Source organism: Nocardia terrae, assembly GCF_009760405.1.
GTDB classification, from domain to species: Bacteria; Actinomycetota; Actinomycetes; order Mycobacteriales; family Mycobacteriaceae; genus Nocardia; species Nocardia terrae.
Window position 1 is genome coordinate 70,642 of sequence record NZ_WRPP01000015.1, and the last position, 18,496, is coordinate 89,137.

The window sequence follows — 18,496 nt, forward strand, 5'->3', positions numbered from 1 at the left end:
GAGGGAGGGAAGAATCGAGACTTCGGGGCCGCGAACCCGCCCGGAGCGCAGCGTAGGGCTACTGAACTCCGTGCGTCGCATGCACATGCGTTCGACCTACACCGTAGGCTGACCGGGTGAACGCCAGTGAATCCCCGGTGCCACCCGAATCGGACCTGCCTACGCTGCGGGATCCGGTGCTCGTGGCCGCCTTCGAAGGCTGGAACGATGCCGCCGACGCCGCCAGTGGCGCGGTCGAGCATCTGGAACTGATCTGGGACGCGCAGCCGCTGGCCGAGCTCGACTCCGAGGACTACTACGACTATCAGGTCAACCGGCCGACGGTGCGCCAGGTTGACGGGGTGACCCGCGAGATCCAGTGGCCCTCGGCCATGTTGTCGGTGTGCTCGCCTCCGGGTAGTGAGCGGGATGTCGTGCTGCTGCGCGGGGTCGAGCCGAATATGCGGTGGCGCAGCTTCTGCAATGACATCCTCGAGTTCGTCGAGCAGCTCGGGGTGACCACGGTGGTCATCCTCGGTGCGCTGCTGGCGGATACCCCGCATACGCGACCGGTTCCGGTGACCGGCACCGCTTACAGCAAGGAAGCCGCGGAGCGCTTCAACCTGGAGCAGACCCGCTACGAGGGACCGACCGGTATTACCGGAGTGCTGCAGGACGCGTGCGTGCGCGCGGGCGTCCCGGCCATTTCCTTCTGGGCTGCGGTGCCGCACTACGTGTCCCAGCCGCCGAACCCGAAGGCGATCATCGCGCTGCTGCACCGGGTCGAGGACGTGCTCGATGTCGAGGTGCCGCTCGGCGGGCTGCCCGAGCAGGCCGAGGAGTGGGAGAGCGCGGTCAACGAGATGACCGCGGGCGACGAGGAGATCGCCGAGTACGTGCGCTCGCTCGAGGAGCGCGGTGACGCCGAGGTCGACATCAACGACGCCATGGCCAAGATCGACGGCGACGCCATCGCGGCGGAGTTCGAGAAGTACCTGCGCCGACGCGGCCGCGGCGGTTTCGGCCTCTGACCCGTCGTCCCGCTATGCCCGTTTCAGGGTGAATGTCCCGAAATAACCCGAAAACCAGTGCCGCACCCGCGTTCTCGACGCGGGTGCGGCAGTGATTTCGAGCCGGAGCTGCGGTGTTGCGAACCGATGCCGAGCTAGTGCTCGACGGTCCAGACTTGGGCGGAAGCCTCGTGCGCCAGCTTCGCGATGAGAATGTCGCGCGGAATGGTCTGGCCCGCAAGGTGATCGAGTGACGGCACCACCACGTGGTGGGCGTCGGCCCGCTTGAGTTCGGCGGTCAGTTCCGCAAACGCGGTGCCATCGCCGGGGGTCGATTCATGGAACGTGGCGGCGAAACAGAGACCGGCAGACTGAGCGAGGCCGCACATGGCGTTCTCCACGTCTTCGCTGTGGCCATCGGTCAGATCGTCACGCACGTACCCATAGATCAACGCTTCCACCCGAACCTCCGTTGGATTGGGATCGCTGTCATGAAGTGTGCCCTGTAAACAGCTTGGCGTTCTCGCGAATGCAATTGCAGATGTCAACCCACTGACATCCAGATGCCCTATCCGGGTCCATCAGACGTTAACTGGTGAGATACTACAGAGCGTGTCCGCCGGTGACGATCGACCTGTCTGGGCTGTCCGAATGCGTGCCGAACGTGATGCTCGGGGGTGGTCACAAGCCGATGCGGTACGGGCCATGCGGGCCAAGTCGAGTCACAATCTGCCGACCGACAGCACCCTGCTGCGCAATTGGCGGCGTTGGGAGTCCGGGGAATCCCGGCCCGACGACTTCTACGCCCCGATCATCGCGGCGGCCTTCGACACGGTGACCGCGGCCTTCTTCCCCAAGTCACGGCCCAATCGCGACGACGAGATGCTCTCGGCGACCGGGATGGACACGCTGGAATTCATTGGGCGACTGCGGATGTCCGATGTGTCGGCTTCGACGCTCGATGCCATTCGCATCACCGCCGATCGGCTCTGTTCGGAGTATCCGTGCGCGGATCCGCACGAGTTGCATGCCGAGGGCACGGCGTGGCTGCGCCGCATCACCTCCCTGCTGGACGGTCGACTGACTCTCGCGCAGCACCGTGAGGTGCTGGTTCTCGCCGGATGGGTTGCCCTACTGGTCGGTTGCGTTGATTACGACCTGGGCTGGCGCACCGCCGCCGAGGCCACCCGCCGCGCCGCCTTGTCGCTGGGCCAGGAGGCCGAGCATGCCGAAATCATCGGCTGGGGAGCCGAAATGGCCGCTTGGTTCGCGTTGACGCAGGCCAACTACAAGGGCGCGATCGAAACGGCCGAGGCCGCGCATGCAACAACCGACCGGTTGGGTGTGGGCGTTCAGCTGGCGGCCCAGCGCGCCAAGGCGTGGGCGCGGATCGGCGATCGGCGCGAGGTGGAAAAGGCCCTCGCGCAGGGCCGTTCGATTCTGGATACCATCGAGCACCCGTCCAATCTGGATAACCATTTCGTGGTCGACCCGCAGAAGTTCGACTTCTACGCCATGGACTGCTGCCGGGTTGCCGGGGACGATCGGCTGGCGGAAAGCTTTGCCCGCCAGGTCATCCTGACCTCGACCCGGCCCGACGGCAGCATCCGCAAACCCATGCGGGTATCGGAGGCGCACCTGACCCTCGCGGTGGTCGCGGTGCGCGATCGCAATCTGGAGTTAGCACTGGACGAGGGTCTGCAGGCCTTCGCCGGCAAGCGGCGCTCACTGCCCTCGCTCATGTGGATCGCGGGCGAGACCGCACGGGAGATGATCGAGCGTTTCCCCGGCGATCCGCGCACCCGGTCGTATCTGGATCAGCTGCGCGCGCTGGCGGCGGGCTGATCAGACACCGAGGCCGTTGCGCACGGAATCGATGACGGCGTGGGTGATTCCGGGTACGGCCAGATTGCCGCTGCGCCGCCACCACAGCGATAGGAACATACCGACCGGGATCTGGAAGGCGAGCAGTCCGGCCACCACTCCCCCGGTGATCGGGACACCGGCGACCGGAAGATGCCACAGGCCCCACAGGGCCGAAACGAGTGCCGCGCTCCACAATCCGCCCGGCTCACCGTCACGGTGCAGATAAGAATCCAGCGCCCCGCGGAAGAAGACCTCCTCGAGGACGAAGACCACCGGGACATACATCAGCAGCGACTCCAGCCCCAGACGCAGACTCGCCCATGGCGCCGGGCTCGGCGCACCCTGCCCGCTGAGCAGAAAGCCGCCGACGACCGTGCTCACGCCGATCAGTCCCGCCGTCGCCAGGCAGGCCGCCAGCCTGCGCGCTCCAGCGCGACCCAAACCTCGCAACGCCCACGCCAGCGCGAACGCTCCGCCGATGGTGGCAGCCGAGTAACCGATTTCCGACCACTGCCAGGCGGTCTCGGTATCGGTCAGCAGCCGCGACAGCCCCCGCACCGGCACCACGGCCAGGACCGCGAACATCACCCAGACCCACCGGTCCACTTGCACTGGCGTCCACCGATCGACCGGCGGTGATGCCCGCCGCACCCACAGCTCCCGGACCGGCCGCCGGTGCAGAACCAGGGGAAACAACAGTGTGAACGGAATCCCCAGCAGCAGATAGGCATTCACACCCAGATGCAGAACGAAGCCGAGCACGACATAGACCGCGACCACCGCACACGCCACGACAGCCCGCACGGCCCGGCCACGTCGCCCCACGGCGACCGACCGTTCGACCACCGCCACTCGCTCACCGTCCGCCTGCGACATCCCATCCCTTCGCCGAGTCACGTCTCCGGCAGTATCCCCGGTCCCGCCTACCGGCTCGCACACGGCAGGGTTCACCTCGAACGCGCCCGATTCGGGCTCGGTCCGCGCAAGCCCGAGCCGCGACCGCCAATACGACCGCCCCTCCGAATTCACTGCTGAGCCCATGGCGACAGTGTTGACGGCGTATATAAGGAAACCGTGAGCACCGCGACCCGATCTTCATAAGGTCGCGCCCACCCGACGCACGGCAGGCGTTGCGCTCCTCCGACGTTCGGACCCCGCGGGAGCGGCGGGAGGTGCGCTTCTCGGGGCTCTGGACTGTGCGAGAGGGTTCATGATCCCAGGTCGTGGCAGCGCGAGGGGCGGCGGGCGGTTACGCTCACGCGCATGGACTTCAGTCTGTGGACCTGCGCTGCCCGAGGGCACGAGACCTACGCCCCCGTCGAGCCGGAGCTCGCGGCACGCCTCCACGTCACCACCCCGGCCGGGGAGTCGTGGCGCTGCCTGCGGTGCGGGGATTTCGTGCCGGGTGAGCCGCGGCGGACCGGGCCCGCGGACGACGCGCCTGAGGTGCCGCGCGGGCATCTGCTGCGCGACCGGATCATCATGCGGTTGCTGGCCGCCGAGCGGGTCATTCGCGGCATCGTGTTCATTCTGCTGGGCGCGGGGGTGCTGAAGCTGCGCAGTTCGCGGGAGCATTGGAAGTCGAACTGGGACAAGGATCTTCCGCTGATCCGGCAGCTCGCGGATCAGATCGGGTTCAATCCCGATCATTCGAAGATCATTCGCGGGATCGACAAGGCGTTCACCCTGTCGCCCCACGTGCTGGTGTGGGTGGCGGTCGGGTTGTTCGCCTATGCCGCAATCGAACTCATCGAGGCCGTGGGTCTGTGGATGGTCAAGCGGTGGGGTGAGTACTTCGCGGTCATCGCCACGTCGATCTTCCTGCCGCTCGAGATCTACGAGCTCACCGAGAAGGTGACCGTGCTGCGGGCGGGCGCGCTGCTGATCAATGTGGCGGCCGTGGTCTGGTTGCTCTGGAGCAAGCGGCTTTTCGGTATCAACGGTGGCGCGGCGAAGTACTACGCCGAACACCACTCCGAGAGTCTGATGACCGTCGAGCGGGCCGCGGTGGCCGCCCAGGCCGAGGAGAAGACCGTCCGGATCGCCACCCACCGCCCGCACTGATCAGGCGGGCAGCCCCAACCCCTTCGCCAGCACCGGCCACGATTTGTACAGCTCGTCGCGGAACACACCCCAGGAGTGGGTGCCGTTGGGCGGCAGGTCGACCGTGGCCGGAATGCCGAGTTCGGCCAGGCGAGCGGCCAGATTGCGGGTGCAGTAGCCGGTGGCGGCCTCGATGGTGCCGTTGTAGACCTCGTCCACGACGAAGCCCGCCACCCCCGGGTCTTCGGCGAATCGCCCGTCCACGACGTCGTATTGGCCGGGCAGGCCGTTGCCGGAGGAGATGAACAGCTCGAGTCCGCGCAGCTGCTCGGCGTGCAGGTACGGGTCGTTCTCGGCCCACAGCGGGTCGCCGGGCGGACCGTACATATTGGTGGCGTCGCCGCCTTCACTGGCCACCACGATGCGCGCGAAGGACTGGCCGACCGGGTCGCTGGTCTGGACGCATCCGCTGTAAGTGGCCGCGGCCCGGAACAATCCGGGTTTGGCGATGGCCAGGTTCAGCGCCGGGGTCGCCGACATCGACACCGCCGCAATGGCATTGACGCCGTTGGTGTTCAGCGCCGCGTCGATCAGGGGCGGCAGCTCCTCGGTGAAGAACGTCTTCCACTTGTTGACCCCGAGCACGGGATCCGGTGCGCGCCAATCGGTGTAGTAGCTGGCGAGGCCGCCGACGGGCACCACGACATTGATGTCCTTGCTGCCGAGGAAGTCGAAGACCTCCGGCACCTGCGTCTTCCACGCCTTGACGTCGAGTCCGGCATTGGTGCCGTTGAACAGGTACAGGGTCGGCCGGGGCCGTGAGGTGTCAGCGGGCCGCAGCACATCCAGATGCACCGTTTTTCCCATGGCCGCCGAGTACACCTCGAGCGCAAGGTTGCGGTCGTCGACCGCCGTGATGGAGGCGATCCTGGACTGGTCCGTACTCACCGCGTCATTGCCCGGCCCGCCGATGTCGGTGACCGGATCCCCCGGCCCGGCATGTGCCGCGACCGGCACCGCGGCCGCGACCGCCAACCACCCGACGAACACCGCGTTGCGCACTCGATCCCGCACAGCCACTCCCACTCTCCACCAACACTGGGAGCGACTCTGCCATAAGAACTTCGCTGTAACCCGGACAACTATTCATATTCGTCGCGGCGTGACGCCCCCGGTAACTCCCGTCACGCCGCGACGACCCACACCCGGCGACTACGGCGTGACGATGTTGAAGCCGGGGTCGGGCTTGTCCATGACATTCTTCAGCTGTGCGAGCTTGGTCGGATCGCCGCTGACCCTGATCGCGCCGGACTGGATCTCCTTGATGATGTCCTTCGCTCCCGTCATGGTCGCGATCAGCTCCAGCCGCGACAGGGTGAAGGTGGCATCCGGCGCCGGGCCCTTGAAATCGGCCGGGATCACATAGTGGATCAGCACGCCATTGCGCAGCTCGGTGCGGTAGGTCTGGTTCTGGTCGGTGATCACCCAGTCGTTGACCAGGTGCAGATCCCATGCCTTGGGGCCGTTGATCAGGAACGCCGCGGAATCGAAGACCTGGTCCACGCTCAGGGCCGCGATCATGGTGGGCGAGTTGGCCTTGGTCGGCGTCCCGAAGTTGCCGTTGCGCAGCTCGTAGGCGCCCGAGAGGTAGAAGTTGCGCCAGGTGGCGTTCTCGGAGCCGTAGGCGAGCTGCTCGAAGGCGCTGGCCTGCAACATCTTCGCCTTCTCGTTGTTCGGGTCGGCGAAGATCAGATAGTTGAGAACCTGGACGCACCAACGGTAGTCGCCGTCGGAGTAGGCCTTGCGGGCCACCTTCAGCACGCCGTTCGCGCCGCCCATCGCGTCCACGTGCCGCTTGCCGGATTCGACCGGCGGATGCTCCCACAGGTGCGCGGGGTTGCCGTCGAACCAGCCCATGTAGCGCTGATAGATGGCCTTCACGTCGTGACTGACCGAGCCGTAGTAGCCGTGGTTGTACCACTTCTGCTCGATGGCCGGCGGCATCTGGATCATCTCGGCGATCTCGATGCCGGTGGAGCCCTGATTGAGCATGCGCAGGGTCTGGTCGTGCAGGTAGGCGTAGGTATCGCGTTGCAGCGACAGCCATTCGGTGACCTTGTCCGCGCCCCACATGGGCCAGTGGTGCGAGGCGAAGGCGGTCTCGTACTGGCCGGAGAACATGTTGATGGTCTCGGTCAGGTACTGCGCCCACACGTGCGCGTCACGCACCAGCGCGCCGCGCAGGGTGAGCAGGTTGTGCAGGGTGTGGGTGGCGTTCTCGGCCATGCACATCGACTTGAAGTCGGGGAAGTAGAAGTTCATCTCGGCCGGGGCCTCGGTGCCCGGCGTCACCTGGAAGATGACCCGGACCCCGTCGATGGTCTCCTCCTGACCGGTGCGGGTGATGTCGCGGGTGGGCGGGATGAGGCTGACGGTGCCGATCGAGGTGGTCATGCCCAGGCCCGCGCCGACCTGCCCCTTCTCCCCGCGCGGCAGGGCAGCGCCGTACATGTAGGCGGCGCGGCGGCCCATGGCGGTGCCCGCGTAGATGTTCTCCTCGACCGCGTGCTCGGTGAAACCCTGCGGCGCGTAGACCGGGACTCGGCCGGAGGCGGCGTCCTCGGCGGTGATGACACCCATGGCGCCGCCGAAATGGTCGACGTGGCAATGGGTGTAGATCATGGCGGTGACCGGCTTGTCGCCGCGGTGCGCGCGGTAGAGGTCGAGCCCGGCCTTGGCGGTCTCGGTGGAGATGAGCGGATCGATGACGATGATCCCGGTCCTGCCCTCGACGATGGTCATGTTCGACAGGTCCAGGCCGCGGATCTGGTAGATGCCCGGAACCACTTCGTAGAGGCCCTGTTTCACCACCAGCTGGGACTGCCGCCACAGCGAGGGGTGCACCGAGTTGGGGCAGCTGCCCTGGATGAAGCCGTAGGAGTCGTTGTCCCACACGACCTTTCCATTGGCGTCTTTGATGGTATCGGGCTCGAGCTCGGCGATGAAGCCCTTGTCGATGTCGGTGAAGTCCTGCTTGTCGTCGAACGGCAACGAGGATTGCGCCTGCATCTGCTGGTCGACGATGTGACCGCTGGGGTCGACCGGATCCTTGGTGGACTTCTCCGCGGCCGAGCCGTTGTCGGAATCGCTGTCGCATCCGGCGACCGCGGCGCCCACTCCGACGGCCGCCAGCGCGGCCGCACCCACTCCGAACACCCCGCGCCGGGACACCTGGAACCCACCGGGCCTGCGGTTGTCCCCGTTGTTCGTGAGGTCTTCGTCGGTCATGAGGGCTCTCCTGTCTCCTACGTGCGGTGTGAACGACAGCACCGATAGCCGATCATTCGCTGCGGCTCCGTCCTGTCGCCAACCCTACACGACTATTGCAGTGTCTCTGCAATAGAATGACCGAGTGACACCACCCACCCTCCGCCGGACCTGCGTGCACGCGGTCCGGCCCGATGTGATCGGATTCCTGTCATGAGCGAGGGCAAAGGCGCGGCCGGCGAGACCAAGAGCGACGCCCCGCGGCGGCGGCGCAACCCGGAACAGACCCGCAGGGCGATCATCGAGGGCCTGCTCTCGGCGGTCCACGACGGTGAGTTCGACCCCACCACCCGCGGCATCGCCGAGCGTGCGGGCGTGTCCGAACGCAGCATCTTCGTGCACTTCCCGACCCGGACCGCGCTCCTCAGCGCCGTGGTGGACCAGCAGTCCGACGAGGTCGAGAAGCTCATCGCCGAGGCCGACCCCGAGCTGCCGCTGGCCCAGCGCATCGACGCGGTGGTGCGCCAGAGCGAGGCGATCTTCGCGTTGCAGCGCGAGCCGCGCGTGCTCGGTCTCATCGAATCCCTGCGCACCCCGGCCGTGGACGCCCGGATGCGGTTGACCGACAAGCGCATTCGTGACGCGCTCGGCCGGGTCTTCGCGCCGGAGCTGGATCGCAACGAGGGCGATCAATTGCTCGATCTGATCGATGCCACCCTGGGCTGGCCGTACCGCCACCACCTGGTGGACCGGCGCGGCTTGTCCAAACGCGCCGCCTCGGACGCGATCCGACGGGCGCTCACCGCCATGCTCGATCGCTGACCATCCCGCCACAGCCGACTCGGCCGAGGGGAATTCCACCGCCTCCCAGCAATAGCCGTTACGTTGCTGTCACAGCAGCGCGGTCGTTGCGCGCTTCGAGGCGGGAGGATTCATTGCACCATGCGTCCGGACAGATACTCAGCCATGCCGTCGGTGTGGCCATCAGTCCGCTGGCCCTGATCGCCATCATCTTGATCCTGGCCTCCCCGCGCGGCCGACCGAACGCCATCGCGTTCGTCCTCGGCTGGGTGGCCACGGTGGCGGTCGTGCTGGTGGCGGTGGTGTCACTCGGCTCGGCCGCGGGTGCGCATCAGCGCGACGGCGGCCCGGCCACCTGGGTGTCGTGGTTCCGGCTGGTCTTCGGCCTGCTGCTGTTGCTGATGGCGTTGCGGCAGTTGCGAATTCACAATGCCTGGGAGGACGGGGGCGAGCTGCCGCCGCGGCTGCGCCGACTCGACGAGTTCCGGCCGGGGCGGTGCGCGGCGCTGGGAGCCGTGCTGGTGCTGAGCAATCCGAAGAATGTCATCCAGATGGCGGTGGGCGGCGTGACGGTCGCCGAGGGCGACACCTCGAGCCTGGCCCGTACGGTGTCGGTGACGGTGTTCATCGTGATCGCGTCGCTGGGAGTACTCGTGCCGCTGACGGTCCACTTCTTCGGTGCCGGTAGCGCGCATGCCAGGCTGGATCGCTGGAAGCAGTGGACCGTGCGCAATCACGCGGGGATCATGTCGGTGCTGTTCACCGTGCTGGGCGCGAAGTCCCTCGGGGACGGCATCAGCGGCCTGCTGTAGATCCTCTGAAAAGTGCGGGGCCCGGCCGATGTTCGGCCGGGCCGCTTTCACGCCCGGATCACGGGGTGACGATGGCGAAGTCCGGGTTCGGCGCGTCGAACAGGCCCACGAGCTTGGCGAAGGACTGGACATCGCCCTCGACCTTCAGGGCCCCGGACTGCACGGCTTCCTGGATGTCCCGCCCGCCGAGCAACAACCCGATCAGCGTCGGCCGGGTCAGGGTGAAGGTGACGTCCGGCTCGGGGAGCTTGTCTCCGTCGTGGCGATCCCAGTGCAGCAGTACGCCATTGCGCAGCTGCAATCGCACGGTGCGGTTCTCGTCGGTGAAAACCCAGTCGCTGGCGGCCTTCTCGTGCCAGGCCTTGGGTCCGTCGACCCGCAGCGCCAGACCGTCGAGGACCATGTCCACGGTCATGGCGGCCAGCATGGTCTGCGGGAGTTCCTTGGTCGGGGTACCGAAGTTGCCGTTGCGCAATTCGTAAGCGCCCGAGAGGAAGAAGTTGCGCCAGGGGCCGTTCTCGGAACCGAAGGCCAGCTGTTCGAAGGCGTCGGCCTGCAGCGACTTGGCGGCCTCGTTGGTGTCGTCGGCGAAGATGACATAGTTGACCGCCTGCACCACCCAGCGGTAGTCGCCTTCGTCGAAGGACTTGCGCGCCTTGCGCAGCACCTCGTCCGCACCGCCCATGAATTCCACGTGCCGCTTGGCGTTCTCGACCGGCGGGTGCTCCCACAAGTGGGCCGGGTTGCCGTCGAACCAGCCCATGTAGCGCTGGTAGACGGCCTTCACATTGTGGCTGACCGAACCGTAGTAGCCGTGCGCGGCCCACGAATCCGCGAGGGCCGGAGGCATTTCCATCATCTCGGCGATCTCGGTGCCGACGTAGCCCTGGTTGAGGCGGCGCAGGGTCTGGTCGTGCAGGTAGGCGTAGAGGTCGCGCTGCAGCTCCAGGTACTCGACCAGGGTCTCGGTGCCCCAGGTCGGCCAGTGGTGCGAGGCGAACACGACGTCGGATTCACGGGCGTAGAGGTTGATCGATTCGGTGAGGTACTTGGCCCACACGTGCGGGTCGCGTACCAGGGCGCCGCGCAGGGTGAGCAGGTTGTGCAGGGTGTGCGTGGCGTTCTCGGCCATGCACAGGGCCCGGAAGTCGGGGAAGTAGAAGTTCATCTCCGAGGGGGCTTCGGTGCCCGGGGTGATCTGGAAGACGATGCGCACCCCGTCGATCGTCATCTCCTGGCCGGTGGCGGTGATGTCGTGGGTCGGGGCGATGAGGGTGACGGTGCCCGTCGAGGTGGTCTGCCCGAGCCCCGCTCCGACCTGGCCCTTCGCACCGCGCGGGAGGGCCGCGCCGTACATGTAGGCGGCGCGGCGGGCCATGGCGACGCCCGCGTAGACGTTCTCGGCGACGGCGTGCTCGAGGAATCCGGCCGGGGCCACCACCGGGATCCGCCCCGATTCGGCGTCCTCGGCGGTCATCACGCCCATCACGCCACCGAAGTGGTCGACGTGGGAGTGGGTGTAGATCATGCCGGTGACCGGCTTGCGCCCGCGGTGCGCGTAATACAGTTCCAATCCCGCCTCGGCGGTCTCGGTCGAGATGAGCGGGTCGATGATGATCACGCCGGTGGTGCCCTCGATGATCGTCATGTTCGACAGGTCCAGCCCGCGGATCTGGTAGATGCCCGGAATCACTTCGTAGAGGCCCTGTTTCACCACCAGACCGGACTGCCGCCACAGCGACGGGTGCACCGAGTTGGGGCAGGAGCCCCGCAGGAATCCGTAGGACTCGTCATCCCAGACGACAGTGCCCTTGTCGTCCTTGATGATTCCGGGTTCCAGCTTGGCGATGAAGCCACGGTCGGCGTCGGCCTGATCGGCGGTATTGCCGAACGGGAGCTCGTCGAGCGCACGCCGGTTCTGCTCGATGATGTGCTTGCTGGGTTCGGTGACCGCACTCACTGGTTGCCTCCTGCCACTGCCGGGATTTCCGATATCGATGGGATCGAAATGACTTGCTGCTTACCGGGATAGGTGAGACCGATGACGAGGGCCGCGACGCACACCGCCAGCGGGCGAGGGTGCGTCGCACGCCGGCGTGATGGAACGGCTGGACCAGGGTGTGGACCGCGACACCGGCGGCCAGCAGGCCCAGCGCGGTGCGGATCCAGGCCAGGAAGGTGCGTTCGTTCGCGAGGGTGAATCGATAGTCGAGCGGGGGATGCTCGGGTTCGGCGGTGTCCCGGCCTCGGTTTTCCACAGTCACCCCTGTCCGGCGTCACGAGCGCATCGGTTTACAGCAAATGATCAGCAATTCCGATCATTGCACGGATTCCGCCACGATGGTCAACACCCGAGGCAGCCATTCGCTCTTTTGGCGAAGATGCCGCGAACCGAACTGCGGGCATTCGCCCGCAATTCCCGGCCGCCGGGTGCGGCGGTCCCGTACCATCCCGGATTACCTGCCGAACAACGGATTTCACGCCGGAGGCACGCCATGCAGTATCGGCCCACGGCACCGGAGTTGCTGACGGCACTCGCCGATCTCCTCGAGGCGACGCTGCTGCCCGCGCTGCCGCCGGAATTGCGGCATCAGGCCCGGGTCGGGGCGCATCTGGCCCGCATGATCGAGCGGGAGCTCACCCTCCCGGCGGTTTCCGCGGATGTCGCCGATGCGGACTCGGAGGAGCGGCTGTGGGAAGCCCTGGTCGCCCAGGTCCGCGCGGATCTGGCCGTGGCCAAACCCGGCTACGACGCCTGGGAGGGTGAATGAGCGGGGACATCGGCGAGGGTCTGGCGCGGTTCCTGACCGAGGACATCGGCCGGACGGTTCGCGTGTCGGCGGTGCAGCCGCTCTCGGCGGGAGCGCGGCGGCGCAATATCGCCTTCGACGCCGATCTGGGCGGATGCGTGCTGCGGATGGTCGCCACCCTGGTGCCCGGGAGCATTCAATTGCTGCCCGTCGGGGTGGAGGCGGGCGTGCGTGAACTGGCCCGCGAGCACGGGGTGCCGGTCCCCCACACCCTGGCGGTGTGCACCGATACCGGGTTCGTCGGCGAGCCGTTCATGCTGTCGGAGCGGCTGGACGGGGAGACCGTACCCCGGCGGGTGCTGCGGATGGTCCAGGAGCACGGGAGCGGCGAGGCGGTGGGCGAGCAGCTCGGGCGGGCCATGGGATTGCTGCATGCCATCGATCCCGAGCAGGGCTCCCCCGAGCTGCCCGGCAGCGCCAGCGCCGATCCTGCCGAAACGCTGCTGGCCGAGGCGGATTCGATGGTCGCGCACCTCTTGCCCGATCGGCCCGTCTTCGCTTTCGCCCTGCGCTGGCTCGCCCGCAATCTCCCCGCCCGGCCCGATCGACTCACGCTGGTGCACACCGATATTCGCAATGGCAACCTCATCGTCGGTCCCGACGGTATACGCGCCCTGCTGGATTGGGAGGGCACTCAGCGCTTCGGTGATCCCATGCGCGATGCCGCCTGGTGCGCTCTGCGCATGTGGCGTTTCGGCGTCGACGATCGCGAGTTCGGCGGATTCGCCGACCGGGCCGCCTTCGTGCGCGGATACACCGGCGCCGGAGGCGATTTCGACGCCGAGCGGTTCCGCTGGTGGAAGGTGGCGTGCACGCTGGCTTGGGGCGCCATGCTCGCCGGGCAGGCCGCGGCGTTCCTGGACGGCACCGTTCCCAGCATCGTCATGGCCGCCAGCGGGCGGCGCATTCCCGAGATCGAATGGGATCTGCTCATGCAGATCCGTCCCACCGCATCGAGGTGAGCTCGCATGGATTTCGAACTGCCCGACCATCTTCAGAAGTATCTGACCGAATTGGACGAGTTCATCGATCGCGAGATCGTGCCGCTCGAGCAGGCCGACGACAATATCCGCTTCTTCGACCATCGCCGGGAGGACGCGCGCACCGACTGGCATCGGGGCGGGCTCCCCAATGGCGAATGGGAGGACCTGCTCGCCGAAGCCCGACGGCGCGCCGACGCCGCGGGGCATCTGCGCTACGCCTATCCCGCGCTCTACGGCGGCCGCGACGGCTCCAATCTGGATATGGCCGTCATCCGGGAGCATCTCGCGCGCCGCGGCCTGGGATTGCACTGCGACCTGCAGACCGAGCACGCGATCGTCGCCAACAATGTCGGGTTGCTGCTCATGCACGAATACGGTTCGGCCGCACAGAAATCCGAGTGGATCCAGGTTCTGGCGACCGGGGCGAAGTTCTTCGGCTTCGGTATCACCGAGCCCGAGCACGGGTCCGACGCGACCCATATGGAGACCACCGCCGTCCGCGACGGGGACAGCTGGGTCATCAACGGCGAGAAGACGTTCAACACCGGCATGCACCGCGCGGACGCCGACCTGATCTTCGCCCGCACCTCCGGTTCGCCCGGCGACGGTGTCGGGATCACCGCCTTCCTGGTTCCGGTGGGGACTCCGGGCTTCACCATCGCCGAGTTCCTGTGGACCTTCAACATGCCCACCGATCACGCCCACGTGATCCTCGACGATGTCCGGGTTCCGGGCGACGCGGTCTTCGGCAAGGAGGGCCGCGGCCTGGCCGTCGTCCAGCATTTCTTCAACGAGAACCGTCTCCGCCAGGCCGCCTCCAGCCTGGGCGCGGCCCAGTACTGCCTCGACCGTTCGATCGCGTATGCCAAGCAGCGCAAGACCTTCGGGAAGCCGCTGGCCGTCAATCAGGCCATCCAATTCCCCTTGGTCGAACTGACCACACAGTGCGAGATGCTGCGCACGCTGATCCACAAGACCGCCTGGGCGATGGACCGTCACGGTGCGTTCACCCAATCCGCCCAGGTCTCCATGTGCAACTACTGGTCCAACCGGCTGTGCTGTGAGGCCGCCGACCGGGCCATGCAGATCCACGGCGCGCTCGGCTACTCCCGCCACACCCCGTTCGAACACATCTACCGCCACCACCGCCGCTATCGGATCACCGAGGGCAGCGAGGAGATCCAGATGCGCCGGATCGCCGGATATCTGTTCGGTTTCATGCCGCAGCAGGCGCCGAAGGGGATATGAGGCCGGTCGGCGGGTCCGACGCTCGGCACCGGCCTCCGGCAGTAGCATCGGCTGCCGTGACTGCCGATCCGAGGCCGGCCGCATGAGCGCGACCGGAGCCGGGGACACGTCCTTCACCGGGTCGATCCCCGAGATCTACGACAGCCTGCTGGTTCCGATGATCTTCGAGGAACCCGCCCGGCTGCTCGCGGCGGCGATCGAGGCGGTCGACGCCGTCGACATCCTCGAAACCGCCGCCGGCACCGGAGCTTTGACCAGGGTGCTCGCGAGCCTGGGCGGCCACGACATCGTCGCGACCGACCTCAATGAACCCATGGTGACCGCCGCCGCGGCCCGCTCCACCTCCCCGCGGGTCCGCTGGCAGGTCGCCGATGCCCGGGACCTCCCGTTCCCCGACCGCCGCTTCGATGTCGTCGCATGCCAATTCGGCGCGATGTTCCTGCCCGACAAGGTGGCCGGATACGCCGAAGCCCGCCGCGTACTCCGCCCGGGCGGGCTCTTCGCGTTCAACGTCTGGGACCGACTCGAAACCAACGCGGTAGCCCAGATCATCACCGACGCACTCTGCGCCGCAGCCCCCGACGACCCCCTCGAATTCTTCCGCCGCACCCCCTACGGCTACTACGACCTCGACCGTATCCGCGACGAACTCGCGGCAGCAGGCTTCGAACGCATCACCGGCGAATATCTCACCGCCACAAGCCACACCACCCCCGAAACCGGCGCCATCGCCTTCTGCCAAGGCACCCCGCTACGCGGCGAAATAGAACGCCACCCTTCCCTCACCCTCGAATCCGCCACCACCATCGCAACCACGGCCCTGCGAAACCACTACGGCCCACACCCATTCGACGCCCCGATCCGCTGGCTCCAACTCACAGCCCACCGATAGCCGAACACGTTCTAGTATTTCGGTACGCGTCATGGCGATGCGGAACCTGGGGAGGGAATGCCACGTGTCGAACGCCGAGCTGTCACCATCCGGATTCTTCGAACCCACCGCGGCCGGATTCGTTCCCTTCGAAGCCGCACGGGGCCCGTGGGGTCCCAACATGATCGGCGGCCAAGGCTTGACCGCTCTCGCCGCGCGCGAGGTGGAGCGCCGATGCCCATTCGACCCGGCCGGATGCCGGCTCACCCTCGACTTCGTCGCACCCAGCAGCTTCGCCGTAGTCGCCACGCGGACCGAACTCGTCCGATCGAGTAACCGTGTGGCACTGATACATCTGGAACTGCGCCAGTTGGACCGAGTGGTCGTCCGCGGATCGGCCCTGTTCCTGCGTCCTTCGGAGACCGACCAGCCCGACGGCGAAGCCTGGACTCCCCCAACGGACTTCACTCCCCCACCCACCGGCACGACCACACCGGCCCCGATGCTCAGCAGCGCCGGATACCCCACCGACTGGTCTGCCAGCTTCGCCGACCACCGCAACAACGCCCGCAAACGGCTCTGGACATCGACAATGGTCCCCGCCGTATCCGCTGAGAAGGCAACCCCTTTCACCCGCATAGCCACTCTGGCCGAGGCCACCAGTTTCGTAGCCAACTGGGACGGCAACAGCGTCCCCTTCATCAACGTCGACGTAACCCACCTCTACCGAATGCCCGCCTCCGACGGCCTGGGCCTGGAATCGAACGGCCAGCACGCCGCCGACGGCATCGCCATCGGATCCGCCACCCTCCACGACGAATTCGGCCCCCTCGGAGTCTCTTCCGTCACCGCCGTAGCCAACACCGCCCGCCGAGTCCGCTTCTAGCGACTCGGGAGCACCAGTAAGAGCAGGCTGATCGTCGCGAGGATGGCCCGCGCGACGTGGGAGTATTCCCAGCGGTCGCGCAGTTCGGTCCACGGTCGGTCGGCGGAGTCGGATCGGCCCGCGGCGAAGAACTTTCGCCCGGAGTCGGTCAGGGCCTGATCATGTAACCAGACCTTGTTCACCGGATGGGTGAGCAGCCAGTACACCCCGTGCATGCCGAGTAGGCAGAGAAAGGCGGCGGCGGTGAGCCAGAACGCCGCGGTGCCGACCGGTGTCATCGCGAGCAGCACGGCGGCGGCTACGAGTCCGCCGACATCACCGACCAGACCGCCGTAGGTGAACCCGGGATAGTAGATGGGCTGCACCGCTCGGTAGGTGCGCTCGTCCAACCGGCGCTTGCCAGGCAACTCCAGCGCATGGGCCAACGACAACGCCATGGCGATCGACACCAGCATGATGGCCAGCACCCGAAGAATGTCGCGCATACCGCATCACCCATTCCACACAAGCCCCCGCTTGCCAACCGACAGGCTACTCGCGGCCGCCGCCGCTCGTACACATCTCCCGGTTCGGCGGCACACGGGAATTCACGGTCTCGCGAGAGCTGCCGCCGCGGCGGCAGCGGTCAGGATTCCGATCGTGATCATGGTGATCGGCAGGTCCAGGCCGGGGGTGTAGGACTCGGTGGTGTTCACCGCGGCGTGCAACAGGATCGCGGCGCTCACGCCGTTCCCGGTGTGGTCGTGCAGCCACACGATGAGCACCCGGGCGGCTACCGTCGTGAGGAACCAGCCCGCCAGCCAGGCGGCCGGATGCCCGGCTTGGAGCAGCGGAATCAGATGCCACAGCGCCCAATACACGCCCAGCCCGATTCCGGTCGCGGCGAGGCCGAAGCGTTGGCGCAGCGGATCGGTCGCGTACCCGGTCCAGCCCAGTTCCTCACAGGTGGCGGCCAGCAGGTAGGCGACGATCACTGCGGGCGCCGCTGCCGGGGAGAGTGGGAGCGCCCCGTCCACCCGCCCGGACCAGCGCGGCAGCAGATACGACAGCACCCCGATCGCCGGGATCAACAGTGCGGCGAGCACATACCGGGAGGGCTTGGCGGCGGGCCGATCCACCACCCGCGACAGCAGGGTGACGGCGGCGGCACGGCCGTCGGCGCGCCAGGTCAGCGCCACCGCCACCAGGACGGGCAGCACGAACATGAACGCGCTGCTCGGCAGTCGCATCGCACCCACCCGCAGCCCACCGGTGACCGCGCCCAGGACGAAGAACGGAATCGACAACGCCGTGACCACGCCGAGAAACAGCATCGGCCGCCCTCGGATTCCCATGGCGCTCACGATAATCGGAGTGCCCACGCCGTCGCCCAGATCGGCGAATTCCTGAGAGCACCAGTGTCTTCCGATGTCGCGCCCGACTTCCACGCCATTGCGTGAGCGGACTTCGTGGACCAACCGGGATTTGAACCCGGAACCTACTGTGTGCAAAACAGTCGCTCTGCCAATTGGAGCTACTGGCCCGGAATGCAAGGGTTTTCCGCACCGAGAGACGCGTCGCGGGGCGGCGCACCTACCTTGCTCTGCGGCTTCTCGTCGGGACGGCGAGATTCGAACTCGCAGCCTCCTGGTCCCAAACCAGGCGCTCTGCACAAGTTGGAGCTACATCCCGTAGAAGCGTGACGAATGGATTTGTTCCGAGGAACGAAAAAGGGCCGCTCCCTCGGCGATTCCGCCGAGGACACGGCCCGTGAGTACCGGAGGGAACTCTATGGGCCGCTGCGGCGATAATCGCTGCGCGGTGACAACCCTTCCGCCGGAAGGCGATCACCGGCGGCAGCCGACCACGCGAGCGTGGCTTCTGCTGTTCCGGTCATTGCGATCCCTTCCGTTGTCGGTGTGCCACAACGCTAACAGGCAC

17 protein-coding genes, 2 tRNA genes and 1 pseudogene are annotated in these 18,496 nt (G+C 66.9%); 10 read left to right on the top strand and 10 right to left on the bottom strand.

What is annotated here, in order from left to right:
* Positions 1 to 116: 116 nt before the first annotated feature.
* Positions 117 to 1,010: a PAC2 family protein gene (locus tag GPX89_RS41915; RefSeq protein WP_328602940.1), complete on the top strand. Its 894-nt coding sequence runs from the start codon at positions 117 to 119 to the stop codon at positions 1,008 to 1,010.
* 134 nt (positions 1,011 to 1,144) lie between these two features.
* Here GPX89_RS41915 and GPX89_RS41920 read toward each other — a convergent pair whose 3' ends face one another.
* Positions 1,145 to 1,450: a hypothetical protein gene (locus GPX89_RS41920; protein ID WP_328602941.1), complete on the bottom strand. Its 306-nt coding sequence runs from the start codon at positions 1,448 to 1,450 to the stop codon at positions 1,145 to 1,147.
* Between the two features lie 244 nt (positions 1,451 to 1,694).
* Here GPX89_RS41920 and GPX89_RS41925 point away from each other — a divergent pair, with 244 nt between their 5' ends.
* Positions 1,695 to 2,834, top strand: a complete 1,140-nt coding sequence (locus GPX89_RS41925; protein ID WP_157393343.1) for an XRE family transcriptional regulator — start codon at positions 1,695 to 1,697, stop codon at positions 2,832 to 2,834.
* Here the strand turns inward: GPX89_RS41925 and GPX89_RS41930 are convergent, their stop codons facing one another.
* Positions 2,835 to 3,731, bottom strand: a complete 897-nt coding sequence (locus GPX89_RS41930; protein WP_157393344.1) for a CPBP family intramembrane glutamic endopeptidase — start codon at positions 3,729 to 3,731, stop codon at positions 2,835 to 2,837.
* A 387-nt stretch (positions 3,732 to 4,118) separates the two neighbouring features.
* Here GPX89_RS41930 and GPX89_RS41935 point away from each other — a divergent pair, with 387 nt between their 5' ends.
* A complete protein-coding gene (locus GPX89_RS41935; protein ID WP_157393345.1) occupies positions 4,119 to 4,919 on the top strand; it encodes a DUF2127 domain-containing protein in 801 nt (266 codons plus the stop codon).
* On the opposite strand, the gene GPX89_RS41940 is transcribed toward GPX89_RS41935, so the two are convergent.
* Positions 4,920 to 5,972 (bottom strand): alpha/beta hydrolase, encoded by a 1,053-nt coding sequence (locus GPX89_RS41940; protein ID WP_407939574.1) that lies wholly within the window; start codon positions 5,970 to 5,972, stop codon positions 4,920 to 4,922. It abuts the gene before it with no gap.
* A 138-nt stretch (positions 5,973 to 6,110) separates the two neighbouring features.
* Entirely contained in the window at positions 6,111 to 7,967 is a 1,857-nt protein-coding gene (locus GPX89_RS41945) for an alkyl/aryl-sulfatase (RefSeq protein ID WP_235949341.1), read from the bottom strand.
* A 411-nt stretch (positions 7,968 to 8,378) separates the two neighbouring features.
* On the opposite strand from GPX89_RS41945, the gene GPX89_RS41950 reads away from it, so the two are divergent.
* Positions 8,379 to 8,987 carry a TetR/AcrR family transcriptional regulator gene (locus GPX89_RS41950; RefSeq protein ID WP_157393347.1) on the top strand — a complete coding sequence of 203 codons (609 nt, stop codon included), beginning with the start codon at positions 8,379 to 8,381 and terminating at the stop codon, positions 8,985 to 8,987.
* A gap of 113 nt (positions 8,988 to 9,100) precedes the next feature.
* Complete coding sequence (locus tag GPX89_RS41955) at positions 9,101 to 9,778, top strand: GAP family protein (RefSeq protein WP_268893466.1); 678 nt, start codon at positions 9,101 to 9,103, stop codon at positions 9,776 to 9,778.
* A 58-nt stretch (positions 9,779 to 9,836) separates the two neighbouring features.
* Here GPX89_RS41955 and GPX89_RS41960 read toward each other — a convergent pair whose 3' ends face one another.
* Positions 9,837 to 11,738: an alkyl/aryl-sulfatase gene (locus GPX89_RS41960; RefSeq protein ID WP_328602943.1), complete on the bottom strand. Its 1,902-nt coding sequence runs from the start codon at positions 11,736 to 11,738 to the stop codon at positions 9,837 to 9,839.
* A gap of 112 nt (positions 11,739 to 11,850) precedes the next feature.
* Positions 11,851 to 12,036 (bottom strand): annotated as a pseudogene (locus tag GPX89_RS44130) (YidH family protein); the annotation flags it as partial.
* A 123-nt stretch (positions 12,037 to 12,159) separates the two neighbouring features.
* Here GPX89_RS44130 and GPX89_RS41970 point away from each other — a divergent pair.
* The 5 genes from GPX89_RS41970 to GPX89_RS41990 all read left to right on the top strand — a co-directional run bounded on the left by GPX89_RS41970 (position 12,160) and on the right by GPX89_RS41990 (position 16,576).
* Positions 12,160 to 12,549, top strand: a complete 390-nt coding sequence (locus GPX89_RS41970) for a hypothetical protein (RefSeq protein WP_235949313.1) — start codon at positions 12,160 to 12,162, stop codon at positions 12,547 to 12,549.
* Positions 12,546 to 13,550, top strand: a complete 1,005-nt coding sequence (locus GPX89_RS41975) for a phosphotransferase family protein (protein ID WP_157393349.1) — start codon at positions 12,546 to 12,548, stop codon at positions 13,548 to 13,550. The genes GPX89_RS41970 and GPX89_RS41975 overlap by 4 nt, the downstream gene beginning before the upstream one ends.
* A 6-nt stretch (positions 13,551 to 13,556) precedes the next feature.
* Positions 13,557 to 14,819: an acyl-CoA dehydrogenase family protein gene (locus tag GPX89_RS41980; RefSeq protein WP_157393350.1), complete on the top strand. Its 1,263-nt coding sequence runs from the start codon at positions 13,557 to 13,559 to the stop codon at positions 14,817 to 14,819.
* A gap of 82 nt (positions 14,820 to 14,901) precedes the next feature.
* Positions 14,902 to 15,711, top strand: coding sequence for a class I SAM-dependent methyltransferase (locus GPX89_RS41985; protein ID WP_157393351.1), 810 nt, complete (start codon positions 14,902 to 14,904; stop codon positions 15,709 to 15,711).
* 31 nt (positions 15,712 to 15,742) lie between these two features.
* Positions 15,743 to 16,576, top strand: a complete 834-nt coding sequence (locus GPX89_RS41990; RefSeq protein ID WP_157393352.1) for an acyl-CoA thioesterase domain-containing protein — start codon at positions 15,743 to 15,745, stop codon at positions 16,574 to 16,576.
* On the opposite strand, the gene GPX89_RS41995 is transcribed toward GPX89_RS41990, so the two are convergent.
* The 4 genes from GPX89_RS41995 to GPX89_RS42010 all read right to left on the bottom strand — a co-directional run bounded on the left by GPX89_RS41995 (position 16,573) and on the right by GPX89_RS42010 (position 18,247).
* Positions 16,573 to 17,061: an anthrone oxygenase family protein gene (locus GPX89_RS41995; RefSeq protein ID WP_157393353.1), complete on the bottom strand. Its 489-nt coding sequence runs from the start codon at positions 17,059 to 17,061 to the stop codon at positions 16,573 to 16,575. The two genes, GPX89_RS41990 and GPX89_RS41995, sit on opposite strands and share 4 nt — an antisense overlap.
* Before the next feature lie 102 nt (positions 17,062 to 17,163).
* Positions 17,164 to 17,910 carry a CPBP family intramembrane glutamic endopeptidase gene (locus GPX89_RS42000; protein ID WP_157393354.1) on the bottom strand — a complete coding sequence of 249 codons (747 nt, stop codon included), beginning with the start codon at positions 17,908 to 17,910 and terminating at the stop codon, positions 17,164 to 17,166.
* A 115-nt stretch (positions 17,911 to 18,025) separates the two neighbouring features.
* Positions 18,026 to 18,099, bottom strand: a tRNA-Ala gene (locus GPX89_RS42005).
* A gap of 72 nt (positions 18,100 to 18,171) precedes the next feature.
* A tRNA-Pro gene (locus GPX89_RS42010) sits at positions 18,172 to 18,247 on the bottom strand.
* Positions 18,248 to 18,496: the final 249 nt, after the last annotated feature.

Bases quoted from the DNA above. Each gene is read 5' to 3' on its own strand.
- GPX89_RS41925 (WP_157393343.1), top strand. From the start codon at position 1,695: ATGCGGGCCAAGTCGAGTCACAATCTGCCGACCGACAGCACCCTGCTG.
- GPX89_RS41930 (WP_157393344.1), bottom strand. From the start codon at position 3,731: ATGTCGCAGGCGGACGGTGAGCGAGTGGCGGTGGTCGAACGGTCGGTC.
- GPX89_RS41935 (WP_157393345.1), top strand. From the start codon at position 4,119: ATGGACTTCAGTCTGTGGACCTGCGCTGCCCGAGGGCACGAGACCTAC.
- GPX89_RS41945 (WP_235949341.1), bottom strand. From the start codon at position 7,967: ATGCAGGCGCAATCCTCGTTGCCGTTCGACGACAAGCAGGACTTCACC.
- GPX89_RS41950 (WP_157393347.1), top strand. From the start codon at position 8,379: ATGAGCGAGGGCAAAGGCGCGGCCGGCGAGACCAAGAGCGACGCCCCG.
- GPX89_RS41970 (WP_235949313.1), top strand. From the start codon at position 12,160: ATGCCGCGAACCGAACTGCGGGCATTCGCCCGCAATTCCCGGCCGCCG.
- GPX89_RS41975 (WP_157393349.1), top strand. From the start codon at position 12,546: ATGAGCGGGGACATCGGCGAGGGTCTGGCGCGGTTCCTGACCGAGGAC.
- GPX89_RS41980 (WP_157393350.1), top strand. From the start codon at position 13,557: ATGGATTTCGAACTGCCCGACCATCTTCAGAAGTATCTGACCGAATTG.
- GPX89_RS41985 (WP_157393351.1), top strand. From the start codon at position 14,902: ATGAGCGCGACCGGAGCCGGGGACACGTCCTTCACCGGGTCGATCCCC.
- GPX89_RS41990 (WP_157393352.1), top strand. From the start codon at position 15,743: ATGGCGATGCGGAACCTGGGGAGGGAATGCCACGTGTCGAACGCCGAG.
- GPX89_RS41995 (WP_157393353.1), bottom strand. From the start codon at position 17,061: ATGCGCGACATTCTTCGGGTGCTGGCCATCATGCTGGTGTCGATCGCC.
- GPX89_RS42000 (WP_157393354.1), bottom strand. From the start codon at position 17,910: ATGGGAATCCGAGGGCGGCCGATGCTGTTTCTCGGCGTGGTCACGGCG.